We start from the raw sequence: 21,267 nt of genomic DNA, 5'->3' as shown, positions 1-21,267 counted from the left end.
GACCTATTTAATAGTGCCATCAGTGGCTAAGATTTGAATTTAGCCTTAATTCTTTACTGATTGTGGATCACTAACCTTTAACTACCATCTTATGACTTAGGTCCTAATAATTCCCACCCTAAAACCCTAGCCAAAAAGGAATTTTTAGTATATAATTTATATACTTGCTTTTTAAATGTATAAAAGTTGGTACTAATGGATATAAGGCAGAAATATACCTTTTAATAAGAGAGGTGATGTGATGACGATGATCGGAAATAGGACCAAAGATAAAAAGAATATGTTTTCGAAAAAAATAAAGCTAATTATCAGTTCAGTAGTTCTTCTATTAAGTATAGTAATACTTGCAGGACTGAATCAACTTCAAGTCGCAGGACATAAAAGTATTATAACTATTTTTACTTCTGAAGGATTCACTGAAATTACCACCGATAAAACTATAGTTGCTGAGATTCTAGCAGAGGCAAATATAGTCTTTGATGAAAACTACCAGAAAGTTTACCCTTCAATTGACGAGGAAGTAGAAACCGATTACATCACTATAGTAAACGGAGCATCGGTTTTAGTTAAAGTAGATGGTGAAGACCTAGAAATTATTACTTGGTCAGAAACTGTAGAAGATTTACTTGCAGAATTAAGTATTGAACTAGATGAAGATATTATCAGCTTATCCCTAGATGAAATTGTTAAAGACGGGCAACAAGTAGAGATAGTTAGAGTTCAGAGAAATTTAGTATATGAAGAAGTGCCAATTCCTACACAAACAACGTATAGAAACGACTCATCCCTAGCATTAGGTAAAGAACAGGTGCAAACTCAGGCAAAAGAAGGTGCCAAGAAAGTTACTTACGAGGTAGTTTTTAATGATGGGGTTCAGGTATCTAAGACTAAGGTTAGTGAAGAAGTAATCACTGAACCAGTTATAGGAGTTGTTCTTAGGGGAACTCAGGCACTTGCATCTAGGAGTGGCAGTAGGGAAACCAACGCGTCAGTCAATACAGGTACTACTAATGCCACAGAGGGTATAGCCTCATTTTATGGATCAGAGTTACATGGCAATTATACTGCAAGTGGGGTAAGATTTGACATGAATGCCTTTACAGCTGCTCATAATACTTATCCATTTGGAACCAAAGTTAAAGTAACATATTTAGCTACAGGAAAGTCAGTAATTGTTGTGATAAATGATAGAGGTCCACATGTGGCAAATAGAATTATTGACTTATCTGCAGCAGCTGCCAAAGAAATAGGTCTCTACTCTGCCGGAATAGGTAGAGTACGAATAGAGGTAGTTAAATAGTATATTGAAGGGTCAGAGCTATAGTGCTCTGACTTTTTTTTGTGCTAACAAAAGTGTTTTATTAGCTGTTTTACTTATTTTCTAGACTAATTGGTAATAAAAGTAGATGCTTAGTTTTCTATTTATATGACAAAATTCGACATAATTCTTGCCTTATTTGAACCCTTGGTATAAAATGTTAATATTGCTGTGTAAAAGCGTATAATATTATGTTTTGGGGGAAAACTAGAACGTATACTATAATAAATTCCATTATTATAGCATAAAATTTTTATGAGGTGATAAAAATGTCAAAGATGAAGACGCTGTTAGTCACAGGTGCTTTGGTGGCAACAGCGGCAGTGACCGTGGCTTCTGGTTTTCAGCCTAAAAGTACTGTCACAATTTTCACTGACACTGGATTCGTTGAAGTAAAAACCAATAAAACTATAATTGAAGAAATATTACAAGATGCAGATATAGTTGTAGATGAAAAAACACAGAGAGTATTTCCTGGTATTGACGAAGAGTTAGTGACAGACTACATTGCCATTAAAAAGGCGGCACTTGTGGTACTGAGAGTAGACGGAGAGGAACAAGAAATAATTACTTGGGCTGAGACCATCGAAGATCTTTTGGAGGAACAAAAGATTGAGCTTGGTGGGGGTGACATTGTCAACATGCCTTTAGAAAGAAGTCTCAAGTCTGGCCAACAGATCCAAGTAGTAAGGGTAATCAGTAAAATGGAGACTGAAGAAGTTAAGATACCTGCAACAAACCTTTACTACTATGACTCTAGACTACAGGCTGGGTCACAAAGGGTACAAAAGCAATCAAAGGACGGAGTTAGGAAAATAACTTATAAAGTAACATACAATGACGGGGTTGAAGTAGATAGAAAAAAAATTGAAGAGGAAGTTATTTCTCAACCGGTACAAGGTGTAATTCATCAGAACACTAGAGAGTTAGCTTCAAGATCTAGTAGGGATTATGCTGTGGTTGGTGTAGCCTCATATTATGGGTCAAAATTCCATGGTAGAACTACAGCAAACGGTGAGGTGTATAACATGAATGCTTTAACAGCAGCGCACAGAACACTCCCCTTTGGAACAATGGTAGAAGTAACATACTTAAGAACAGGAAAATCAGTAACAGTTAGAATAAATGACAGAGGACCATTTATTGCTGGAAGAATAATAGATTTATCGGAAGCCGCAGCAAATCAAATTGGATTACGCCCTTATGGTATTGGTGATGTAAGGGTTAGGGTAATAGGAATAGGTAGATAAAAAAATATTAGAAAATTAAAAGAAGAAGTCCAGGTTGGGTTTAACCTTGGGCTTCTTCTTTTATCCACAAAAATAAAACAAACTCCCTTAATACAATAAAAGAGGCTATAGAATTTTTGTTGATAAATACAATAAATCCACAAAGATACCCACAAAAAGGGTATTATCCACAGATGATAAATCTTTTTAATAAGATAAAGAGATGAATTATCCACAAAGTTATCAAGTTAACCTGATAAAATACTATAACGTCCAAAAGTTAATTTCATTAAAATTTAATATAGTACAAATGTTAGAAGGTTTTTGGACTAATACACCGAATTAATAAACATGCTTAAATGTTGTTAGAATGGGTGATTAAGTATACTTAGAAATATTTGTCACTATAAAAAATGAACTAGAGGTTGTATAATTCAATTAAGTAAATTTAAAGGGGGAGATTAAAATTAATAAGTACATTAAGTTTTTAAGTATCTTTTTACTACTGCTCTTACTAGTAGGTTGTAGTACATCCACAACTACACCAAACCCACAAGACCCCAGTGATGAAAGTCCCATCTCGGAACCAACAGATGAAGATAATGACACTGAAGAAGAACCAGAGCCTCAGCCATCCCTTGTTACAGGCCCATATATCGAAAGGCCTGAACATGTTAAAGGTATATACTTAACTGGTAACTCTGCGGGCTTAACAGAGAGGTTTGCAAGCCTAGTTGACATGGTAAACGAAACAGAACTAAACTCCATGGTAATAGATGTTAAAGATGATAAGGGAGAAATATCTTTCTTGGCTACCGAGGTAGAATTAGCACATGAGATAGGTGCTCCTGTGAATAAGATTAGAGACATCGAAGCATTCATGGAACAATTAGCAGCAAATAACATTTACCCTATTGCAAGGATTGTTGTTTTTAAAGATAATAAACTTGGTAGAGCTAGACAAGACTTAGCGGTTAAGAACTTAGATGGTTCACTATGGGTTGAATCTGGGAGCAATGTATCTTGGGTAGACCCCCATAGCAGAGAAGTTTGGGAATATGTTGCTGATATTGCAAAGGAAGCAGCAAGGTTAGGCTTTAGGGAAATCCAGTTGGATTATATAAGGTTTCCTGATAGAGTAGGTGATAGGGTTAGATATGATCATAAAGCCACTTTTGAGTTAGTTAATGAGGATGAAGAACAGTATAGAGCTAAAGTTATCGCTGAGTTTATGAAGTTCATGGCTAGCGAAATAGAACCCTATGATGTAGAATTATCCGCAGATATTTTTGGACTAATCGGAACCACCACCAGTGACATGGGTATAGGTCAACACCTAGAAACCATCTTAGGTCCAGACGTCCTAGATATTATCTGTCCAATGGTCTATCCATCTCACTATGCACATAATAACTACGGTTTATATCCATCTAACAATGCAAGACCCTATGAAACAATTAAATATGCATTGCTAGACTACCAAAAAAGAATGGAAGAGATGGGGTCAGAAACCCTTATTAGGCCGTGGTTACAAGGATTTACTCAAGGTAAGCCTGCATATGGACCCCACGAAGTTCGTGAGCAAATAAGGGCTGCCCGTGAGCTAGGCATAAATGAATACTTAATATGGAATGCAGGGAATCAATATCACCACATTAAAGATGCATTTAAATAAAATTCTTGACCATCTTTGCCCTTCGTGTTATAATTTTTATAGGCAGATATGAAAAGTGAATTAGCATTATGTAGTAAGCGGTTAGGCGAGCTTCTATACGACCTATGTTGGATGGAAGTAAGTTAACCATAATAGCTGAGGCATAAATGTGAAAAACTTTATGAGGAAAGTGGCTTTGTTTTGGCTCAGGGGGGCCAAAGCGAGACTATCACAATAAGTGGTGGTCTGGGCTAGTCTAATAGACGAAATCCAAGCACTCTAGTCTCTTTATGAGACTAGAGTGCTTTTTTTCATCCTCAATAAGGGAAAATAATGGCATATAACCCAAATAAAAGTAGAAGTCTCTTCAATTTACTTTTGATATTTGCAAAAAAAATATTGGGAGGTTTTTTATTACATGAGTTTATTTAAGAAGTTTTTTGTATTGAGTATTGTGTTAGTTTTATCTATTGGTTTATTCGGTTGTTCAAGTGATGCAGAAAATACTTATGAAGAAGTAATTGAAAGAGGGTCCATTAGTTTTGCAATGAGTGGCGGGTATCCCCCATTTAACTATTATGATGATAATAACCAGTTAGTTGGTTTTGATGTTGAGATAGCAGCTGAAATCGCCAAAAGATTAGGTGTTGAATCTAAGCCCGTTACAACTGCTTGGGATGGAATTTTAGTAGGCCTACAAACAGGGGATTACGACGGAATTTTAGGTAGTATGGCAATAACAGAAGAGAGACAACAAAGGGCGGACTTTTCAGATCCCTACTACTACTCTGGAGCACAATTAGTTGTTAAAGCAGGGTCTGGTATTAGTAGTTTTGAAGATATGGAAGGTTTGGAGATAGGTGTTGTTACTGGTACCACTTTTGCCGACGTGGTAGAAGAATTAGGAGCAACCCCGGTATTTTATGATGGTGATGACATGACATTGAGGGAACTAGATAACGGCAATATAGATGGAGTAATAACGGATTTTCTAGTTGGTTTGATGGCAATAGAAGAGTTTAATTATGATTTTGAATTCGTTGGGGAGTGGTTGTACACAGAAAGGCTAGCAGTAGCTTTTCGACAAGGTGATGATGAGCTCAGAGAGGCAGTAAATACTGCTTTAGCTGCAATGATCGCTGATGGAACCTATGAAGAGATTAGTTATAGATACTTTGGAGAGGACATCAGTCAACCAAGATAACACAACTATCCCCCTTATTTAGGGGGATGTATTTTTTAAGGTAACTTATGTGAAAAGAGGAGGTTACAATAATTGGAAGTATTATTAGATTATTTATTTATGTTTAATTCAGCTATTGTTTTAACACTCAGGATTACTTTAATGGGGATATTATTCGGGACAGTAATTGGATTGATAATGGGACTTTTCAGAGTGTCACGTATACTGCCCTTACAATATATCGCCAGAATTTATATAAGTATCATAAGGGGTACCCCTTTATTATTACAAATTCTAACTATTTATATGGTTATTGGCTCATTGCCATTCATCAACTTGGATAGAATTATGTCTGCATCCATAGCCCTTGCAATTCATAATGGTGCATATATAGCTGAGATATTTAGGGGTGCCATAATATCTATCGCCAATGGCCAAATGGAAGCATCTAGGTCTTTGGGGATGTCTCATTCTCAAAGTATGCGCAGAATAATTTTGCCCCAAGCACTTAAAAGGGCAATTCCTCCCCTAGGAAATCAATTCAGTATAGCCCTTAAAGACTCTTCCTTGGCATCGGTAATCGGTGTAAGGGAAATTATTCAAACATCTCGAACCTTTGTGGCTTCAACCTTTAACTATGAAATTTTCTTTATAGCTGGTCTTTACTATTGGATTATAACTACAATAATTTCATTAATTGTAGATAAGGTTGAGAAGAAACTTAGTGTTGGTGAAAGGTAGGTGTATAGAATATATGATTAAAATATCAGGATTAAACAAACATTTTGGAAAACTACATGTATTAAAAGATATAGACTTAACTGTAGATAAATCAGAGGTTGTTGTAATAATAGGTGCCAGTGGCTCTGGGAAGAGTACGTTGCTTAGGTGTATTAACTATCTAGAACAATTTAAAAAAGGAAAGATAGTAATAGATGGAGAAGAGATTCTAGGCTTGGAAAGCAAAATTAATAAAATGCGTCAAAAAGTAGGTATGGTTTTCCAAAGATTTAACCTATTCCCCCATATGACAGCATTGGAGAATGTTATGGAGGGGCCAACTCAAGTAAAAAAGATGGAGAAGGAAGAGGCTAAAAAACTGGCCTTAGACTTACTAGATAAAGTTGGGTTAAGCGACAAACCGTACTCTTATCCATCCCAGCTATCAGGTGGACAACAGCAACGTGTGGCCATAGCAAGAGCGCTAGCAATGGAACCTGAAGTAATGTTATTTGACGAACCTACATCAGCTTTGGACCCTGAGCTCGTCGGTGAGGTCTTGCAGGTAATGAAAGATCTAGCCGAAGAAGGCATGACCATGGTAATAGTTACCCATGAGATGGGCTTTGCAAAAGAGGTTGCAGATAGGGTCGTATATGTTGATGAAGGGTGTATAGTCGAAGAAGGATGCCCTATAGAGATATTCTCCAACCCCAAAAATGAACGTACCCAGGAGTTTTTAAGCAAAATATTATAAAGTGGCCCCGGGCCACTTTTTTTTCAAAGAATTATCCAGAAAATTATGATATAATCTCCTTAAAAGGAGTGGTCAATATGCTTTTTGAAAATAAAGTTGTTTATAGTTTTGGAGTGGACAACCCTCCAGTGGAAACAATTGAAGCAGGGGAAACTATTATTATTGAAGTAAAAGATATATTTAATAACCAAATGAGTAAAACTAATCAGATAGAAGAAATAAACTTTGACAAAACGAATCCTGTAACAGGACCTTTTTATATACATCAAGCTCTTCCTCAAACTATGCTAAAAGTAAATATTCTCCATATAAGTTTAGACGACAAAGGAATTGGAGTAGTTGTAGAGGGATTAGGGGTTTTAGGATCCAAAGTACATAAAAGCGAAGTATATAGATATAGTATAAATGGAGAGAATACGAAGATGGGTAATTTAGCAATAAGTCTTAACCCTTTTTTATCGATTATCGGAGTGGCACCAAGATCGAGCATAAAGAATATTGCATGTGCCATTCCTCAATCACACGGTGGAAAAATGGACTGCCCCCATGTAACAGAGGGAGCAACTGTTTACTTACCTATTTTTAATAAAGGTGGATATTTAGCATTGGGAGGGCTTAAAGCTAGACAAGGCTTAGGTCAATTAGCAGGTTCGGGAATCGAATGTTCTGGGGAAATTAAAATTAAAGTTGATGTTATAAATTCATTTTATCTTAATATGCCCATTGTAAAAAAAAGTGGAATGATTAGCTTTTTATACAGTGATCAATCACTGGAATTGGCCATAGAAAGAGCCACAAATGAAGTGACTTCTTTTTTAATGGATAGTTTTAAAATATCCTTTAATGAGGCGTATCACCTTACAAGCGTTATAGGAAACCTAGAAATATTTCAGTTAGTAAACCCTAATATCACTGTAGGAATATCGTTTCCAGAAAGATTATTTTCTGACCTAGGTTATTTTTGAGAAGGGTATTGACTTTATTTATAAAACTTAATATATTTAAATTATAGTCAAAGAAAGTCAAAGTCAGAACCAAATCAAAGAGGTGATTTTTTGTCAAGATTATCTAATGATATAGAACGATATATTAAAGGTTTAATTGAAGAATCTCAAGGTAAGTTTGTGGAAATTAAAAGAAACGAAATGGCTATTGTACTTAGATGTGTCCCTTCTCAGATAAACTATGTATTACAAACTAGATTTTCTCCTGAGAGAGGGTACAAGGTAGAAAGCCAAAGGGGTGGTGGAGGTTATATACGAATAAGTAAAATTTCTCCTAAGGCCACTGATATCTTAACACACTTAAAGGACTATTTTGATGGGGGGATAACTCACAATCAGTGTAAAGACTTAGTGATTAGACTTGAGGAAACGGGAATATTTACTAAAAGGGAAGGAAAAATACTAATAGAAATTACCAGTGCCAATGTGCTACGGATACCTTTGCCCTTAAGGGATCAGGTTAGGGCTGAAATGGTAAAGGTGGCACTAAAAAATATTTTAGAAAGCTAGTCGGAGGTGAAAAATATGCTGTGTCAAGAATGTAGCAAAAGGCAAGCATCTGTCCACTTTACAAAGATAGTAAATGGTGAAAAAATGGAACTAAAGCTATGTGAGGTATGTGCCAAAGAAAGAGGGGACTTAGACCTAGGTCATGGTGAACATTTTTCTTTTCACAAGTTGTTGGCAGGGCTTTTAGATATTGATGAGTTACAAGTTATAGGTGAAAAGGTTATAGAGAAGGTTACATGTAAGAATTGTGGGTTAACTGAGCAGGTTTTTGTTAATTCTGGTAGGCTTGGTTGCAGTACATGCTATGAAACATTTGGTTTTAAATTAAACCCTCTCCTTAAAAGAATACAGGGAGGGACTGCCCACGTAGGGAAAGTCCCTGTAAGAGCTGGAGGAAAAATTAGAATAAAGAGGGAGATGCAAAACCTTAGGGATAAACTGAACTTATGTATAGCTAAAGAAAACTTTGAACAAGCAGCAATAATAAGAGATGAAATTAGACAGCTTGAAAAAGAGACTGAGAGGGGGGGAAGCTAATGTCCCTAGACAATTTTATTAAAAAACATGCTAGCAATTGGATGAAAGAAGGAAAGGGAGAATATTCCGACATAGTAATAAGCAGTAGAATAAGGTTAGCTAGGAATATAGACAATATTCCTTTTCCTCAACTTGCAGATCAAAATCAACAAAAACAAGTGGAAAAGATGGTCAGTGAGACAATTGATAATAAAGACCATTATAGATTCTTGTTGATGTCTTCTCTTAGTTATGAAGATCGCCTGACTTTAGTTGAAAAACATTTGATCAGTCCAACCTTAATCAACGAGAGTAAGTATAGTGGAGTCTGGCTAAACAACGAGGAAACAGTGAGTATAATGATAAATGAGGAAGATCATATTAGAATACAGGTAGTTCTACCATCTTTAAACCTAGAGGAAGGGCTCCAAGTAGCAGATGAAATAGATAACTTAATCGAGTCTAAGTTGGAATATGGGTTTGATGAACAAAAAGGTTATTTAACCGCATGCCCAACAAATCTAGGAACTGGCTTAAGGGCTTCAGTTATGGTTCATTTACCTGCCCTTGTGTTGACGAAGCAAATAAATAGAGTTCTTACTGCAGTTTCACAGCTCGGTCTTGCTGTTAGGGGAATCTATGGTGAAGGATCAGAATCATTGGGAAATATTTTGCAAATATCTAATCAGGTGACATTAGGACAAAGTGAGACTGAGATTATAGATAACTTAAGGAGAGTTTCAAAACAGATAATAGACCATGAACTAAACAGTCGCAAATATCTCATGGAAGAAAATAAGGTGGCACTTTTAGATAAAGTGTATAGAGCTTATGGGATACTTTCAAATGCATATACAATAACTTCAAAAGAAGCACTAGAACTACTCTCTTATGTAAAACTTGGAGTTGATCTAGAATTACTAGATGGTATAAACCCTCATTTTTTTAAAGAGCTTATAGTAATCACACGGCCAGGGTTCTTACAAAAATTATATGGACAACAATTAAGTAGTGAAGTTAGAGATATAAAAAGGGCTGAAGTTATTAGAGAAGTTTTACAAAAAAAATAGCGGAGGTGAAGAAATATGTTTGAGAGATTTACCAAAAGAGCTAAGCATGTCATAACACTAGCACAAGAAGAAGCAAAGAAACTTGGGCATTCCATAGTGGGTACTGAGCATATCCTCCTAGGGCTTATTGAGGAAGGACAAGGAATTGCAGCTAAGGTGCTGACTGAATTAAACGTAGATATTGAAGGAGTAAAGACACAAATAGAAGGTTTAATAGGTAAAGGTGAGAAACCCATAGAAGGGAACATAGGTTTTTCACCACGTTCGAAAATGGTGGTGCAGCTAGCCACAGATGAAGCACAGATTCTAGGTCATAACTATGTTGGTACAGAACACATCCTTCTTGGGCTAATTAAAGAAGGTGAGGGAGTGGCAGCAAAGGTACTTGATAACTTAGGAGTAGATTTAGATAAAACAAGAGGATCAATTCTAAAGGAACTAGGTGGATATACTGACCCTAAAACTCCTAAAGCGAAAAATGCTAATTATCATAACCAAAAAACAACACCCATGCTAGATTCATTTGGAAGAGATTTAACTAAAGAAGCGCAATTGGGCAGATTAGATCCAGTTATAGGTAGGAGCAAAGAAATAGAAAGGGTTATACAAGTGTTAAGCAGAAGGACTAAGAATAATCCTTGTTTGATCGGAGAACCGGGAGTTGGTAAGACGGCCATAGCTGAGGGTCTTGCCCAAAAAATTATAGATGGGGATGTACCAGAGACACTGAGGAACAAAAGGCTAGTTACCTTAGAACTTGCTTCTGTTGTGGCTGGTACTAAGTATAGAGGTGAGTTTGAAGAAAGGTTAAAAAAACTCATGGAAGAATTCAAAGAAGTAGGAAATGTAATACTATTTATAGATGAGATTCACACTATTATAGGGGCAGGAGGTGCAGAAGGGGCCATAGATGCATCAAACATCGTAAAGCCTGCTTTGTCTAGGGGTGAGCTTCAAACAATCGGTGCAACAACACTGGATGAGTACAGAAAGCATATTGAAAAAGACCCCGCCTTAGAAAGGCGGTTTCAGCCAATTACAGTTGGAGAACCAACAAAAGATGAGGCAGTTGAAATTCTAAAAGGGCTAAGGGATAGATATGAAGCACATCATAGAATAAAAATTAGTGATGATGCCATAGTGGCAGCAGTTAATCTTTCTGATAGATATATTACCGATAGGTTTCTACCTGACAAAGCCATAGACTTAATTGATGAAGCCGCTTCAAGACTTAGACTAACAACATATACAGCTCCACCTGACCTTAAAAACTTAGAGCAAGAACTAGAGGATTCTAAAAAAGAAAAAGATGCTGCAGTTAGGAATCAAGAATTTGAAAAGGCAGCACAACTTAGGGATAAAGAGAGAGAAATCAAAGAAAATTTAGAATCACTAAAAAATCAGTGGGAGAAGAAGCAGGTTTCTGACAAATATGTGGTTACCCCCGAAGAAATATCACAGATAGTATCTAGTTGGACTGGTGTACCAGTTAAGAAACTAGCTGAAGAAGAAACACAAAGACTATTGAATCTAGAGAGCATTTTGCATAACAGAGTGATAGGGCAAGAGGAAGCAGTTCAGGCTGTAGCTCGAGCTGTAAGGCGAGCTAGAGCTGGTCTTAAGGACCCTAAAAGGCCAATTGGGTCATTTATATTCTTAGGTCCAACTGGAGTAGGTAAAACAGAGTTAGCTAGAGCTCTAGCAGAAAGCTTATTTGCAGACGAAGACGCCATGATTCGCATCGATATGTCTGAATTCATGGAGAAACATACAACAGCCCGACTTGTGGGTGCTCCCCCAGGATATGTAGGTTATGATGAAGGAGGGCAACTTACAGAAAAAGTTAGAAGGAAGCCCTACTCAGTAATCCTATTTGACGAAATTGAAAAAGCCCATCCTGAAGTATTTAATATCCTTTTACAGGTTCTAGAAGATGGAATACTAACTGATGGAAAAGGCAGGAGAGTTGATTTTAGGAACACAGTTATTATAATGACTTCAAATGTTGGTGCTGACCTTATTAAAAAAGAATCTTCCATGGGTTTTAGGCCAGCAAGTAGCGAAAGTAATTACAGTGACATGAAAAATAAAGTCACAGATGAGTTGAAAAGAACCTTCAGGCCAGAATTCTTAAATCGGATTGACGAAATAATAGTGTTTCACAGCTTGGAAAAAGAGCATATTCAAGAGATTGTAAAGCTATTATTTAGCAAATTTGCTAAAAGGGTTAAAGAGTACGGGATTAACCTTGACGCAACAGAAGAAGTTTTTGCACACCTTGCAGAGGAAGGATTTGACCCAACATATGGAGCAAGGCCCCTAAGAAGAGCTATACAACGCCTAATAGAAGATGATTTATCAGAGGAAATCCTAAAAGGTGAAGCTAAAAAAGGAGATAATATATTACTTGAAGTGATAGACGGAAAAATCAAGTTCAGAAAAAACCACTAAGGATTTATTCCTTAGTGGTTTCAGATTGATGACAAAGTCATTTTTTATGAATGTCGCATATTAAACGCTGTACAAAATTCTCCGTGAGACTTAAGGCTTCTATCTAAACTCCAGAAGGGTACCGCTCCAATTCACCGTCCATGGTTCAGTGGAGCTCTCGAAACGTCAGACTGTGTGGATAATCTCTAAAAACTCAAAGATTAGCTGTAAATTTCCTGTCTTTTGGAGCAATATGATTTAAACCTATAAAAACACAATGATAAAATGGGTCTAAGAGCTACTAATATCCTTAGTAGTTCTTTCACACCTATAATATTTATTACTCTTTTAAAATTATAGGCTAGCAAAACTAGGGCTGTCTCTGTAGTTACAGAATCCATCCCTCTTGTTAAAAAATACCCAGCATTCATTGTCCTTTTGATGGTTCCATAAGGATGCTCAACAATCATCTGTCTTTGTAGGTATTTGTCCATATTTGCTTCTGTTCTAGCATCTATAGTATCCAAAAAATCTTGGCTAGGTGATCGATTTATTATCCTGCCTTTAGCTGCAGTGGTACATTTGCTTTTTGATTCACAGTTTTTACAGGCATCGTAGTTTCTATATTTTATTCTCTTTGGTTCTTTTGATTTGTGATTTATTCTGCGAAGTTCATGTCCTAAAGGACAAATATATAAATCTTTTTCAGGCACATAAGTAAATTTATCTCCGTAGAAATCTTTGTCTCCTGTGGCGTTAGAATACGACTGTTTTGGCAAATAGACTGTTGTTTGGTTTCTCTCACATTTCATAAGATCGTCTGCTTGGTAATAGCCTTTATCTGCTGCTACTTCGAGTTTCCTTTTTCCAAATATATCTTTAGTTTCTTCTGCAAGTGAATTTAGATTGCCTTGATCTGCGGGATTGTTTGTAACATCATATGCCACTATAATACTATGCTTAGAGTCTACAGCTGTTTGTATGTTATATGCTACAGTAACACCATTGTTTTTGTTGTCCATTAGCCTAGCATCTTTGTCAACTGTAGATACTTCATTACTTTCGCTACTGTGTAGTTTTTCTTCCAACTCTTCAAATTTAATTTTACGCTCCTTGAGTTTTTCAATTTTTTGCTGAATTTCTTCAGGTGTATACTTAAGTTTAGGTGAATCGTCTTTGTCACTGCTTTCTAACAAATCTAGATAGGAATTAACCTTATCTTCGATATATTGCTTGTGTCTCTGTATTTTTTTCTTTGAGAAATTATTCTTCTTTGAATTATTAGCTTGAATTTTAGTCCCATCTATTGCTATGAATTCCTCGCCTAATAGTTTGAGATCCTTACACAACTTTGTAAAATCCTTGAAGACTTGTTTTAGCTGAGTTTTATTTTCTTTCCTGAAATCAGCTATTGTTTTAAAATCAGGTTTTAGTTTTTGTAATAGCCAAACCACTTCTATATTCCTGTGAGATTCTGTTTCTAGCTTTCTAGATGATCTTATGCCATTTACATACCCGTATAGATATAACTTCAATAAAACAGAGGGATGATATCCTGGTGCACCTCTGCGGTGTTCCTTTGATTTAGTGAATGCACTCATATTGACCAGTTCTACGTATTCATCAATTACTCTAACGGGATTATCCTCACCTATGTAATCTTCTATGCAGTCAGGAAACATTGTTTTTTGCTTTCTATCTGTACCTTTTATAAATGACAATTTAAAATCCCCTCTCCGATATTCTATAACTTAATTATACTACAGAAAAAGGGAAAAGTACTGTATTTACAGTACTTTAGAGCCATTTAGACATATATTATTCTCTAATTCTCACACAGTCTGACGTCCTGTTTCTCGCCCCTTCTTCCGTTTAGCTATTCAGCTCTTAAGTCTATCTCCTCGAATTAATTGTACTGCTTTTTAATATACACATCTAGGGTCAATGACTTTGTCTTAGGTTTGTCTACAAGCTGAAGCCACTAGGGATTTATTCCTTAGTGGTTTTTATATAAAAACTATCTTGGACCACTTCTATTTATTATCTAACTAACCATCCGACTATCGAGAAGTATTTATTACAAATTCTTTAAAGGTGCAGGAATTTTTCTGATTCTGAGAGAATAATATGATATAATAAGAATTTGAAGAAAGTTTGTTAAAACATGAAGGTGTTGATAATTATTGAAGAAATCTGATAAGAATAAAACAGTTTTCGTTTGTAGGGAATGCGGATATGAATCTATAAAGTGGGTAGGAAAATGTCCTGCGTGCTCTAGTTGGAATACAATGGATGAAGAAATGAAGTTTACGGGCAGTAAAGGGGCCTTTGGCCAGTTGCCGAAGCTTTCAAGTCCAGTTTCTATAAAAGATGTGAAGTTTGAGGCAGGGAAAAGAACTACCACAGGGATCCAAGAACTAGATAGAGTATTAGGTGGGGGCATAGTAGATGGCTCCCTAGTACTAATTGGTGGAGATCCCGGAATAGGAAAATCAACAATACTTTTACAAACATCGTCCAGTTTAGCCAAAAAAGGAAAAGTTATATATATATCTGGTGAAGAATCAATACAGCAGATTAAACTAAGGGCAGATAGACTAGAAATAGCTGAAGAGAACTTATTTCTGCTAGCGGAGACTGAAATCAACAATATTAAAGAAGCTGTTGTTAAATACAATCCTGATTTTTTAATAGTAGATTCAATACAAACAGCTTATAACAGTGAGCTTACATCTGCACCAGGCAGTGTAACTCAGGTTAGAGAATGTACTGCAGCATTAATGGGAATAGCTAAAAACACAAACACCACCACCTTTATTGTAGGGCATGTTACAAAAGAGGGGGGGATAGCAGGGCCGCGTATACTTGAACACATGGTTGATACTGTTCTTTATTTTGAAGGAGAAAGACATCAATCCTTTAGGATTCTAAGGGGTGTAAAAAATAGATTTGGTTCCACTAATGAGATAGGTGTATTTGAGATGCAAGATAAAGGTTTAAGAGAAGTATCAAATCCATCTGAACTCTTTTTGTCCCAACGTCCAGTAGAAGGGGCGGGTTCAGTGGTTACAGCTAGCCTTGAAGGGACAAGGCCCATTTTAGTGGAGGTCCAAGGATTAGTTAGTCCCACTAACTTTGGCAACCCAAGGAGGATGACAGATGGAGTGGACTACAACAGGGTGTCCTTACTAATGGCTGTGCTAGAAAAAAGAGTAGGTTTATACTTAAATAACTCTGATGCTTTTGTTAATATAGCAGGTGGTGTAAGAATAAATGAACCTGCTGTAGACCTGGCCATTGCTATAGCATTGGCATCTAGCTTTAAAGATAAACCTATAAAAAGAGATTGGATTGTTATGGGCGAGGTTGGGCTTACAGGAGAAGTAAGGAGTATAAATAGGTTGGATACTAGGCTCAAAGAAGCACAAAAGTTAGGATTTACTAAAGCACTAGTACCAGATGTAAGCTCCATACCAGATATTGAAGGGCTAGAGATATATCCTATTAAAGATATTCGACATGGCATAGAAGTAGTTTTAGGAGGTGAGTAATTTCATGAGCACATTACGAGGAGAAGAAGAAAAATTATTAAAGACCCTTCAGCTTGTGGCACCAGGGACGGCACTACGTGAGGGCCTAGAGAATGTATTAAGGGCTAAAACGGGCGCTCTGATTGTGCTAGGTGAGAGCCCACAGTTGCAGGAATTAGTTGATGGGGGATTTTATATAAACAGCGACTTTACTCCAGCAAATTTATACGAACTTGCAAAGATGGATGGAGCTATTATCCTAAGTTACGACGCAAAGAAGATATTGTATGCTAACACTCAGCTAATTCCCGACTCATCCATAGCATCAACGGAAACTGGAATAAGACATAGAACCGCTGAAAGGGTAGCTAGACAAACAGGGGAGCTTGTTATTTCCATATCTCAAAGGAGGAATATTATTACCTTATATAAAGGCTATATGAAGTATGCATTAAAGGATATAAGTGTAATTTTAAACAAAGCAAATCAAGCTATACAAACCCTAGACAAATACCGATCAGTTTTAGAGCAAGGACTTGTAAACCTAAGCGCACTAGAATTTGAAGAAATGGTTAATATTGGTGACATTGTTAATGTTCTACAACGTTATGAAATGGTTCTACGTATAGTTGGTGAACTAGGAAAGTACATTGTAGAGCTAGGAGATGAAGGAAGACTTATTAGGATGCAGCTAGAAGAGTTAATAGCTAATGTAGAAGAAGAAGGGTACCTAGTCATTAAAGATTATATCGCAAATAATGACGAAAAGGCACCTGAAGATGTCCTTAAAAGCATGGCGGCCCTAAGCTCAGAAGACCTACTTGAATTAACAATAATAAGTAAGATTTTAGGCTACGGAGGAAGCGTTTCAACCCTAGAGCAGCCAGTACTATCTAAAGGGCATCGAATTTTAAACAAAATACCACGTTTGCCAATGCCTGTAATTGAAAACACTGTAGAGGAACTAGGTGGACTGCACAATATCTTAATAGCCACCATAGAGGAGCTAGATGAAGTAGACGGAATTGGTGAGGTGAGAGCTCGAGCCATAAAGGATGGATTGCGTAGGTTGCAACAACAAGTGCTACTAGATAGGCACGTTTAAAAGGGGAGGTGGATTTTGTGATTTTAAAAAGGATGTTACCTAGTATATTTACACTAGGTAACCTTATATTCGGATTGATTGCATTACTTTTAATTATTGAAGGAGAACCTACAACGGGTGCTGCATTTATAATAGTTGGAATGTTATTGGACGGCTTAGATGGAAGAATTGCACGATATTTAGGTGTTAGCAGTGAGTTTGGGAAAGAATTAGATTCCCTTTCTGACCTTGTTACTTTCGGGGTAGCACCAGCCTTTGTTACTTATACCTTGGCCCTTGAGGAATTTGGGATCATTGGTATAATGATAGCATTTACCTTCCCCCTAGCTGGAGCCATACGCCTAGCTAGATTTAACGTTGTAGACTCTACACCAGGTTTTTTTATCGGCATGCCCATAACAATGGCAGGGGGAATCTTAACAATAATAATGACCTATCAGTCTTTGATACCCCATAGAATGCTAGCTTTTATAACATTGCTTTTAGCATATTTTATGATTAGCGCTGTGAGATATCCAGACTTTAAAAAAATTGGGATACCGAAGTTTTTGCAGGCATCTATTGTGTTTGTGTTGTTATTTGTTATATTTGTGTTGAGATTCAGGGAACTGATATTTTTCCCAGTTATTATATATCTTTTAATAGGGATAAAAGAGCAAGGACTTATATTATTTAGATATTATAAAAGTAAAAGAGTGATACAAAAATAAAGAAGGGAGCCAAGGGCTCCCTTCTTTTTATGTAAGATTAAATTTGCCTAGTGCAGATATCTTACCATACTCTTTTTTCAGTATTTCTTCCATATCTAAGTCTAATATGTTGCATAAAGCAACGAAATAAAAGAGATTATTTCCCAACTCCATTTCAATAATCTCTTTGCAGCTATCGCAAAGTTTTCCAGCTAAATGAGTTTCCCTAGATGAGTAGAACTCCTCTGGTTCCATTTCTAAAGAATCTACTTCCTTGGCAGCATTTATACTTAAACAACCACAGTTAGTGACTGATTTGGCTACTGAACGATTAACTCTACTGTTGGACTCATGGTACTTCGACAAAACATCTAATATACTTCTATGTCTAATAAGTAAATCATTTACCTTACCTTGAAAAGCTTCACAGTTAATTTCCTTCATTGGCTGCCTTCACTCCTTGCTTTCTTTTAATGATATTATATCTATTAATTAAATGCTTTGTCAAACTGACAAGGGTGAAAAGCAATAAAAAAATTATTATTTTAATATCCTTAAAAAAAAGTTGACAAAAAAAGACATTATATGATATCATTTAATATTTTTGACAAGACAAATACTTTTGTGGTAAAATTATAAAAAATTGCATTTTTTAAAAAGTGGGGTGAATCAAATGTTTAAAGTTGGTGATAAGGTAGTCTATCCCATGCATGGGGCAGGCGTTATTGAAGGAATAGAGGAAAGGGAAGTTTTAGGTGTTAACCATAAGTATTACGTTTTGAGAATTCCCATTGGATCAATGAAGGTTTTTATTCCACTTGATAAAGTTGAAGAAGTTGGTGTAAGGGATATAGTGGGCAACAAAGAGTTGAATGAGGTTTTTGCCATACTGCAAGGGGAGAAGAATGTCATGTCCACAAACTGGAACCGTAGATATAGGGCTAACCTAGAAAAAATTAAAAGTGGTGATATTTTAGCCATTGCAGAGGTAGTTAAAGATTTAACAATCCGTGACAAAGAAAAAGGTCTATCCTCTGGTGAGAAAAGGATGCTAGAAAACGCAAAGCAAATACTAATAAGTGAAATAGTACTTGCAAAAGATATAGATGAAACCCGTGCTGATGAATTGCTAGTTGAATCTTTTGCTTAAAAGAAGATAACTAAAATGTTTATTTAATGTTTACAAAATATTTATCTAATTTATTTGTATATATTATGAGTGATAGTTTATACTATACTTTAGTATGTAATTATAGGAGGTGAAGGGATAGAAATGCTAGATAAAGTTTTTAGGGTATTGTCGGCGCTTTTGGGTATATCAATAGGTTATTTATTATCAATTCAGATCTTGCAGTTCTTTAATTTATCAGACCTTCAGCAGCAAGGTGGAGCGGGGTTTTTAGGTTTAGCATTAGGAATTATATGTTTTTTTATTTTCCCAAGGATAACCACCTATTTTAAAAATGTTGGAGGCTGGATTAATAAGAGGTTACAAACTACACCGGTTCAGGATATATTAGCAGGTATAGTGGGACTAATGCTAGGTCTTATATTAGCCACATTGCTAATACATCCTTTTAAAGAGTTGCCTCTAGTTGGTTCGGTTTTACCCATTGTGACCAATATAGTTTTTGGTTACTTTGGATATGTGGTTGCCGTTAGTAAGTGGGATGATTTGCTCACTCTTTTTACAAGGAGTAATAAAGATAAAGAAAAAGGTATTAGCAATAGCCAGATATGTAAAATACTAGACACAAGTGTAATAATAGATGGACGGGTGGCAGACATTTGCCATGCTGGATTCATTGAAGGAAAAATTATTATTCCAATGTTTGTACTTGACGAGTTACAGCACATAGCGGACTCCTCTGACACACTGAAACGAAATAGGGGTAGAAGAGGGCTTGATATACTAAACAGAATTCAAAAGGAACTAAAAATCCCAGTTTCTATCATAGAAGAAAAGGAATTTGACTCTTTAGAGGTAGATAGTAGACTGGTCAAAATGGCACAAAAACTTAAGGGTATGGTAGTTACAAACGATTACAACTTAAATAAAGTTTGTGAGTTACAAGGAGTACCAGTTTTAAATATAAACGAGTTGGCGAACGCTGTAAAACCAGTTGTTTTACCAGGAGAAGAGATGTTAGTACAAATTGTTAAAGATGGTAAAGAATCAGGTCAAGGTGTAGCCTATCTAGATGATGGTACCATGATTGTAGTAGAAGGTGGTAGAAGGCATATTGGTGAAAACCTTGAGGTGCTAGTAACAAGTGTCCTACAAACTGCCGCTGGAAGAATGATATTTGCAAAAATTAAGAGTAATGATAAAGCTTGTTAAAACTTAATTATAATTCATAGGAGTATGTTATGAAAAATATTGCACTTATACCTGCAGCCGGAAACGGGAATAGAATGGGTAAAAAACAAAAAAAACAATTTTTAAACTTAGCGGGTCAACCTATGTTGGCCCGCACTGTGTTATTGTTCCAAAACTGCGATGATATACATGAGATAATCTTAGTAGTACCTAAGAATGACGTAAGTTATTGTCAAGAGGAGATAATTAATAAATATCAATTAGATAAAGTGAAAAAAGTAGTAATAGGTGGATCAAACAGGGCACAATCAGTTTATAATGGTATAAAGGAAATCAAGGCCGGCTTAGAAGATGTAGTGTTGGTACATGATGCAGCAAGGCCCATGTTAACTCATCAACTATTAAAGGATTTAATAAAGCATCTTAGAACCAATCCACATAGTGATGGGGTTATACCTGTAATACCAGTGAAGGATACTATTAAAATCATAGAGGCAGGGAAGGTTGTTAAAACACCCCTGCGAGAAAAATTATTTGCCGTTCAAACACCTCAATGCTTCTATATCAATAAACTTGAAGCCGCATTTAAAAAATCCATAGGCAGTTTAGAAAAATTTACAGATGAAAGCTCAATGATGGAGTACCTAGGTTATAGTATCGAAACTATAAAAGGGGAAGAAACAAACATTAAAATCACCACCCCGCAAGATTTACTTTTAGCACAATACATTTTAGAACGGGAGGGCTTAGGTGATGTTTAAAATAGGCTTAGGATACGATGTACATAGACTTACAGATAATAGGGATCTAATTCTAGGAGGTGTAAAGTTAGACCATCATAAAGGTTTGGCTGGCCATTCCGATGCGGATGTTTTATTACATGCTATAATGGATAGTCTCCTTGGCCCAAGCGGTTTAGGTGATATAGGCCAAATTTTTCCTGATTCTGATCAAAAGTATAAGGATATTTCTAGCCTTAAACTTCTAAAAAAAGTAAAGGATAAGCTAGACGAAAATAATGTAATCATAACTAACATTGACTGTGTAATAATGGCAGAAAGACCTAAAATAGCTCCTTACATAGATAAAATGCAAAAAAACATAGCCAGTATTTTGGAAATTAAAGAAAGTGATATAACAATAAAAGCAACTACCACTGAAAAACTAGGTTTCGTAGGTCGTGAAGAAGGGATAGCTGCTCAAGCAATTACTTTAATTCAATTGTAACAAAG

At 36.1% G+C, this 21,267-nt stretch carries 20 protein-coding genes; 18 read left to right on the top strand and 2 right to left on the bottom strand.

Features of this window, described 5'->3' with window-relative positions; all coding sequences use genetic code 11:
* The first annotated feature begins 241 nt into the window (after nt 1-241).
* The 11 genes from HYG86_RS08540 (at nt 242) to HYG86_RS08490 (ending at nt 12,412) form a co-directional block, all read left to right on the top strand.
* The gene (locus tag HYG86_RS08540; protein WP_213168851.1) at nt 242-1,300 is read left to right on the top strand and encodes a septal ring lytic transglycosylase RlpA family protein; all 1,059 of its coding nucleotides are present in this window, start codon (nt 242-244) and stop codon (nt 1,298-1,300) included.
* Between the two features lie 287 nt (nt 1,301-1,587).
* Entirely contained in the window at nt 1,588-2,568 is a 981-nt protein-coding gene (locus HYG86_RS08535; protein WP_213168849.1) for a septal ring lytic transglycosylase RlpA family protein, read from the top strand.
* Between the two features lie 439 nt (nt 2,569-3,007).
* A complete protein-coding gene (locus HYG86_RS08530; protein ID WP_213169184.1) occupies nt 3,008-4,222 on the top strand; it encodes a putative glycoside hydrolase in 1,215 nt (404 codons plus the stop codon).
* A gap of 397 nt (nt 4,223-4,619) precedes the next feature.
* Nucleotides 4,620-5,405, top strand: a complete 786-nt coding sequence (locus HYG86_RS08525) for an ABC transporter substrate-binding protein (protein WP_213168847.1) — start codon at nt 4,620-4,622, stop codon at nt 5,403-5,405.
* A gap of 72 nt (nt 5,406-5,477) precedes the next feature.
* Nucleotides 5,478-6,125 carry an amino acid ABC transporter permease gene (locus tag HYG86_RS08520; protein WP_246451931.1) on the top strand — a complete coding sequence of 216 codons (648 nt, stop codon included), beginning with the start codon at nt 5,478-5,480 and terminating at the stop codon, nt 6,123-6,125.
* A gap of 13 nt (nt 6,126-6,138) precedes the next feature.
* On the top strand, nt 6,139-6,861 hold the full coding sequence (locus tag HYG86_RS08515; protein ID WP_213168845.1) for an amino acid ABC transporter ATP-binding protein: 723 nt from the start codon (nt 6,139-6,141) through the stop codon (nt 6,859-6,861).
* Between the two features lie 77 nt (nt 6,862-6,938).
* Nucleotides 6,939-7,826 (top strand): acetamidase/formamidase family protein, encoded by an 888-nt coding sequence (locus tag HYG86_RS08510; protein ID WP_213168844.1) that lies wholly within the window; start codon nt 6,939-6,941, stop codon nt 7,824-7,826.
* A 90-nt stretch (nt 7,827-7,916) separates the two neighbouring features.
* Complete coding sequence (locus HYG86_RS08505; protein WP_213168842.1) at nt 7,917-8,375, top strand: CtsR family transcriptional regulator; 459 nt, start codon at nt 7,917-7,919, stop codon at nt 8,373-8,375.
* 15 nt (nt 8,376-8,390) lie between these two features.
* Complete coding sequence (locus tag HYG86_RS08500; RefSeq protein ID WP_213168840.1) at nt 8,391-8,912, top strand: UvrB/UvrC motif-containing protein; 522 nt, start codon at nt 8,391-8,393, stop codon at nt 8,910-8,912.
* Complete coding sequence (locus HYG86_RS08495) at nt 8,912-9,961, top strand: protein arginine kinase (RefSeq protein ID WP_213168838.1); 1,050 nt, start codon at nt 8,912-8,914, stop codon at nt 9,959-9,961. The genes HYG86_RS08500 and HYG86_RS08495 overlap by 1 nt, the downstream gene beginning before the upstream one ends.
* A gap of 15 nt (nt 9,962-9,976) precedes the next feature.
* Nucleotides 9,977-12,412, top strand: coding sequence for an ATP-dependent Clp protease ATP-binding subunit (locus HYG86_RS08490; protein WP_213168836.1), 2,436 nt, complete (start codon nt 9,977-9,979; stop codon nt 12,410-12,412).
* 200 nt (nt 12,413-12,612) lie between these two features.
* Here the strand turns inward: HYG86_RS08490 and HYG86_RS08485 are convergent, their stop codons facing one another.
* On the bottom strand, nt 12,613-14,112 hold the full coding sequence (locus HYG86_RS08485; protein WP_213168834.1) for an IS1182 family transposase: 1,500 nt from the start codon (nt 14,110-14,112) through the stop codon (nt 12,613-12,615).
* Nucleotides 14,113-14,574: 462 nt separating this feature from the next.
* Here HYG86_RS08485 and radA point away from each other — a divergent pair, with 462 nt between their 5' ends.
* From radA to pssA, 3 genes are read left to right on the top strand one after another with little or no spacing between them, the layout of a single operon-like run.
* The gene (gene radA / locus HYG86_RS08480) at nt 14,575-15,942 is read left to right on the top strand and encodes a DNA repair protein RadA (RefSeq protein ID WP_213168832.1); all 1,368 of its coding nucleotides are present in this window, start codon (nt 14,575-14,577) and stop codon (nt 15,940-15,942) included.
* Nucleotides 15,943-15,946: 4 nt separating this feature from the next.
* Nucleotides 15,947-17,026 (top strand): DNA integrity scanning diadenylate cyclase DisA, encoded by a 1,080-nt coding sequence (gene disA, locus HYG86_RS08475; protein ID WP_213168830.1) that lies wholly within the window; start codon nt 15,947-15,949, stop codon nt 17,024-17,026.
* 17 nt (nt 17,027-17,043) lie between these two features.
* Nucleotides 17,044-17,736, top strand: coding sequence for a CDP-diacylglycerol--serine O-phosphatidyltransferase (pssA, locus tag HYG86_RS08470; protein WP_246451930.1), 693 nt, complete (start codon nt 17,044-17,046; stop codon nt 17,734-17,736).
* 27 nt (nt 17,737-17,763) lie between these two features.
* Here pssA and HYG86_RS08465 read toward each other — a convergent pair whose 3' ends face one another.
* On the bottom strand, nt 17,764-18,159 hold the full coding sequence (locus HYG86_RS08465) for a nucleoside triphosphate pyrophosphohydrolase family protein (RefSeq protein ID WP_213168828.1): 396 nt from the start codon (nt 18,157-18,159) through the stop codon (nt 17,764-17,766).
* Nucleotides 18,160-18,388: 229 nt separating this feature from the next.
* On the opposite strand from HYG86_RS08465, the gene HYG86_RS08460 reads away from it, so the two are divergent.
* From HYG86_RS08460 to ispF, 4 genes are all read left to right on the top strand, one after another.
* The gene (locus HYG86_RS08460) at nt 18,389-18,865 is read left to right on the top strand and encodes a CarD family transcriptional regulator (protein ID WP_213168826.1); all 477 of its coding nucleotides are present in this window, start codon (nt 18,389-18,391) and stop codon (nt 18,863-18,865) included.
* A 123-nt stretch (nt 18,866-18,988) separates the two neighbouring features.
* Nucleotides 18,989-20,056: a PIN/TRAM domain-containing protein gene (locus tag HYG86_RS08455; protein ID WP_213168824.1), complete on the top strand. Its 1,068-nt coding sequence runs from the start codon at nt 18,989-18,991 to the stop codon at nt 20,054-20,056.
* Nucleotides 20,057-20,085: 29 nt separating this feature from the next.
* Nucleotides 20,086-20,796, top strand: a complete 711-nt coding sequence (gene ispD, locus HYG86_RS08450; protein ID WP_213168822.1) for a 2-C-methyl-D-erythritol 4-phosphate cytidylyltransferase — start codon at nt 20,086-20,088, stop codon at nt 20,794-20,796.
* Nucleotides 20,789-21,262: a 2-C-methyl-D-erythritol 2,4-cyclodiphosphate synthase gene (gene ispF, locus HYG86_RS08445; RefSeq protein WP_213169178.1), complete on the top strand. Its 474-nt coding sequence runs from the start codon at nt 20,789-20,791 to the stop codon at nt 21,260-21,262. The genes ispD and ispF overlap by 8 nt, the downstream gene beginning before the upstream one ends.
* Nucleotides 21,263-21,267: the final 5 nt, after the last annotated feature.

It is taken from the genome of Alkalicella caledoniensis (assembly GCF_014467015.1).
GTDB classification, from domain to species: domain Bacteria; phylum Bacillota; class Proteinivoracia; order Proteinivoracales; family Proteinivoracaceae; genus Alkalicella; species Alkalicella caledoniensis.
Note: the sequence above shows the minus strand (reverse complement) of the source record. Positions and strands in the feature narration are given on the sequence as shown.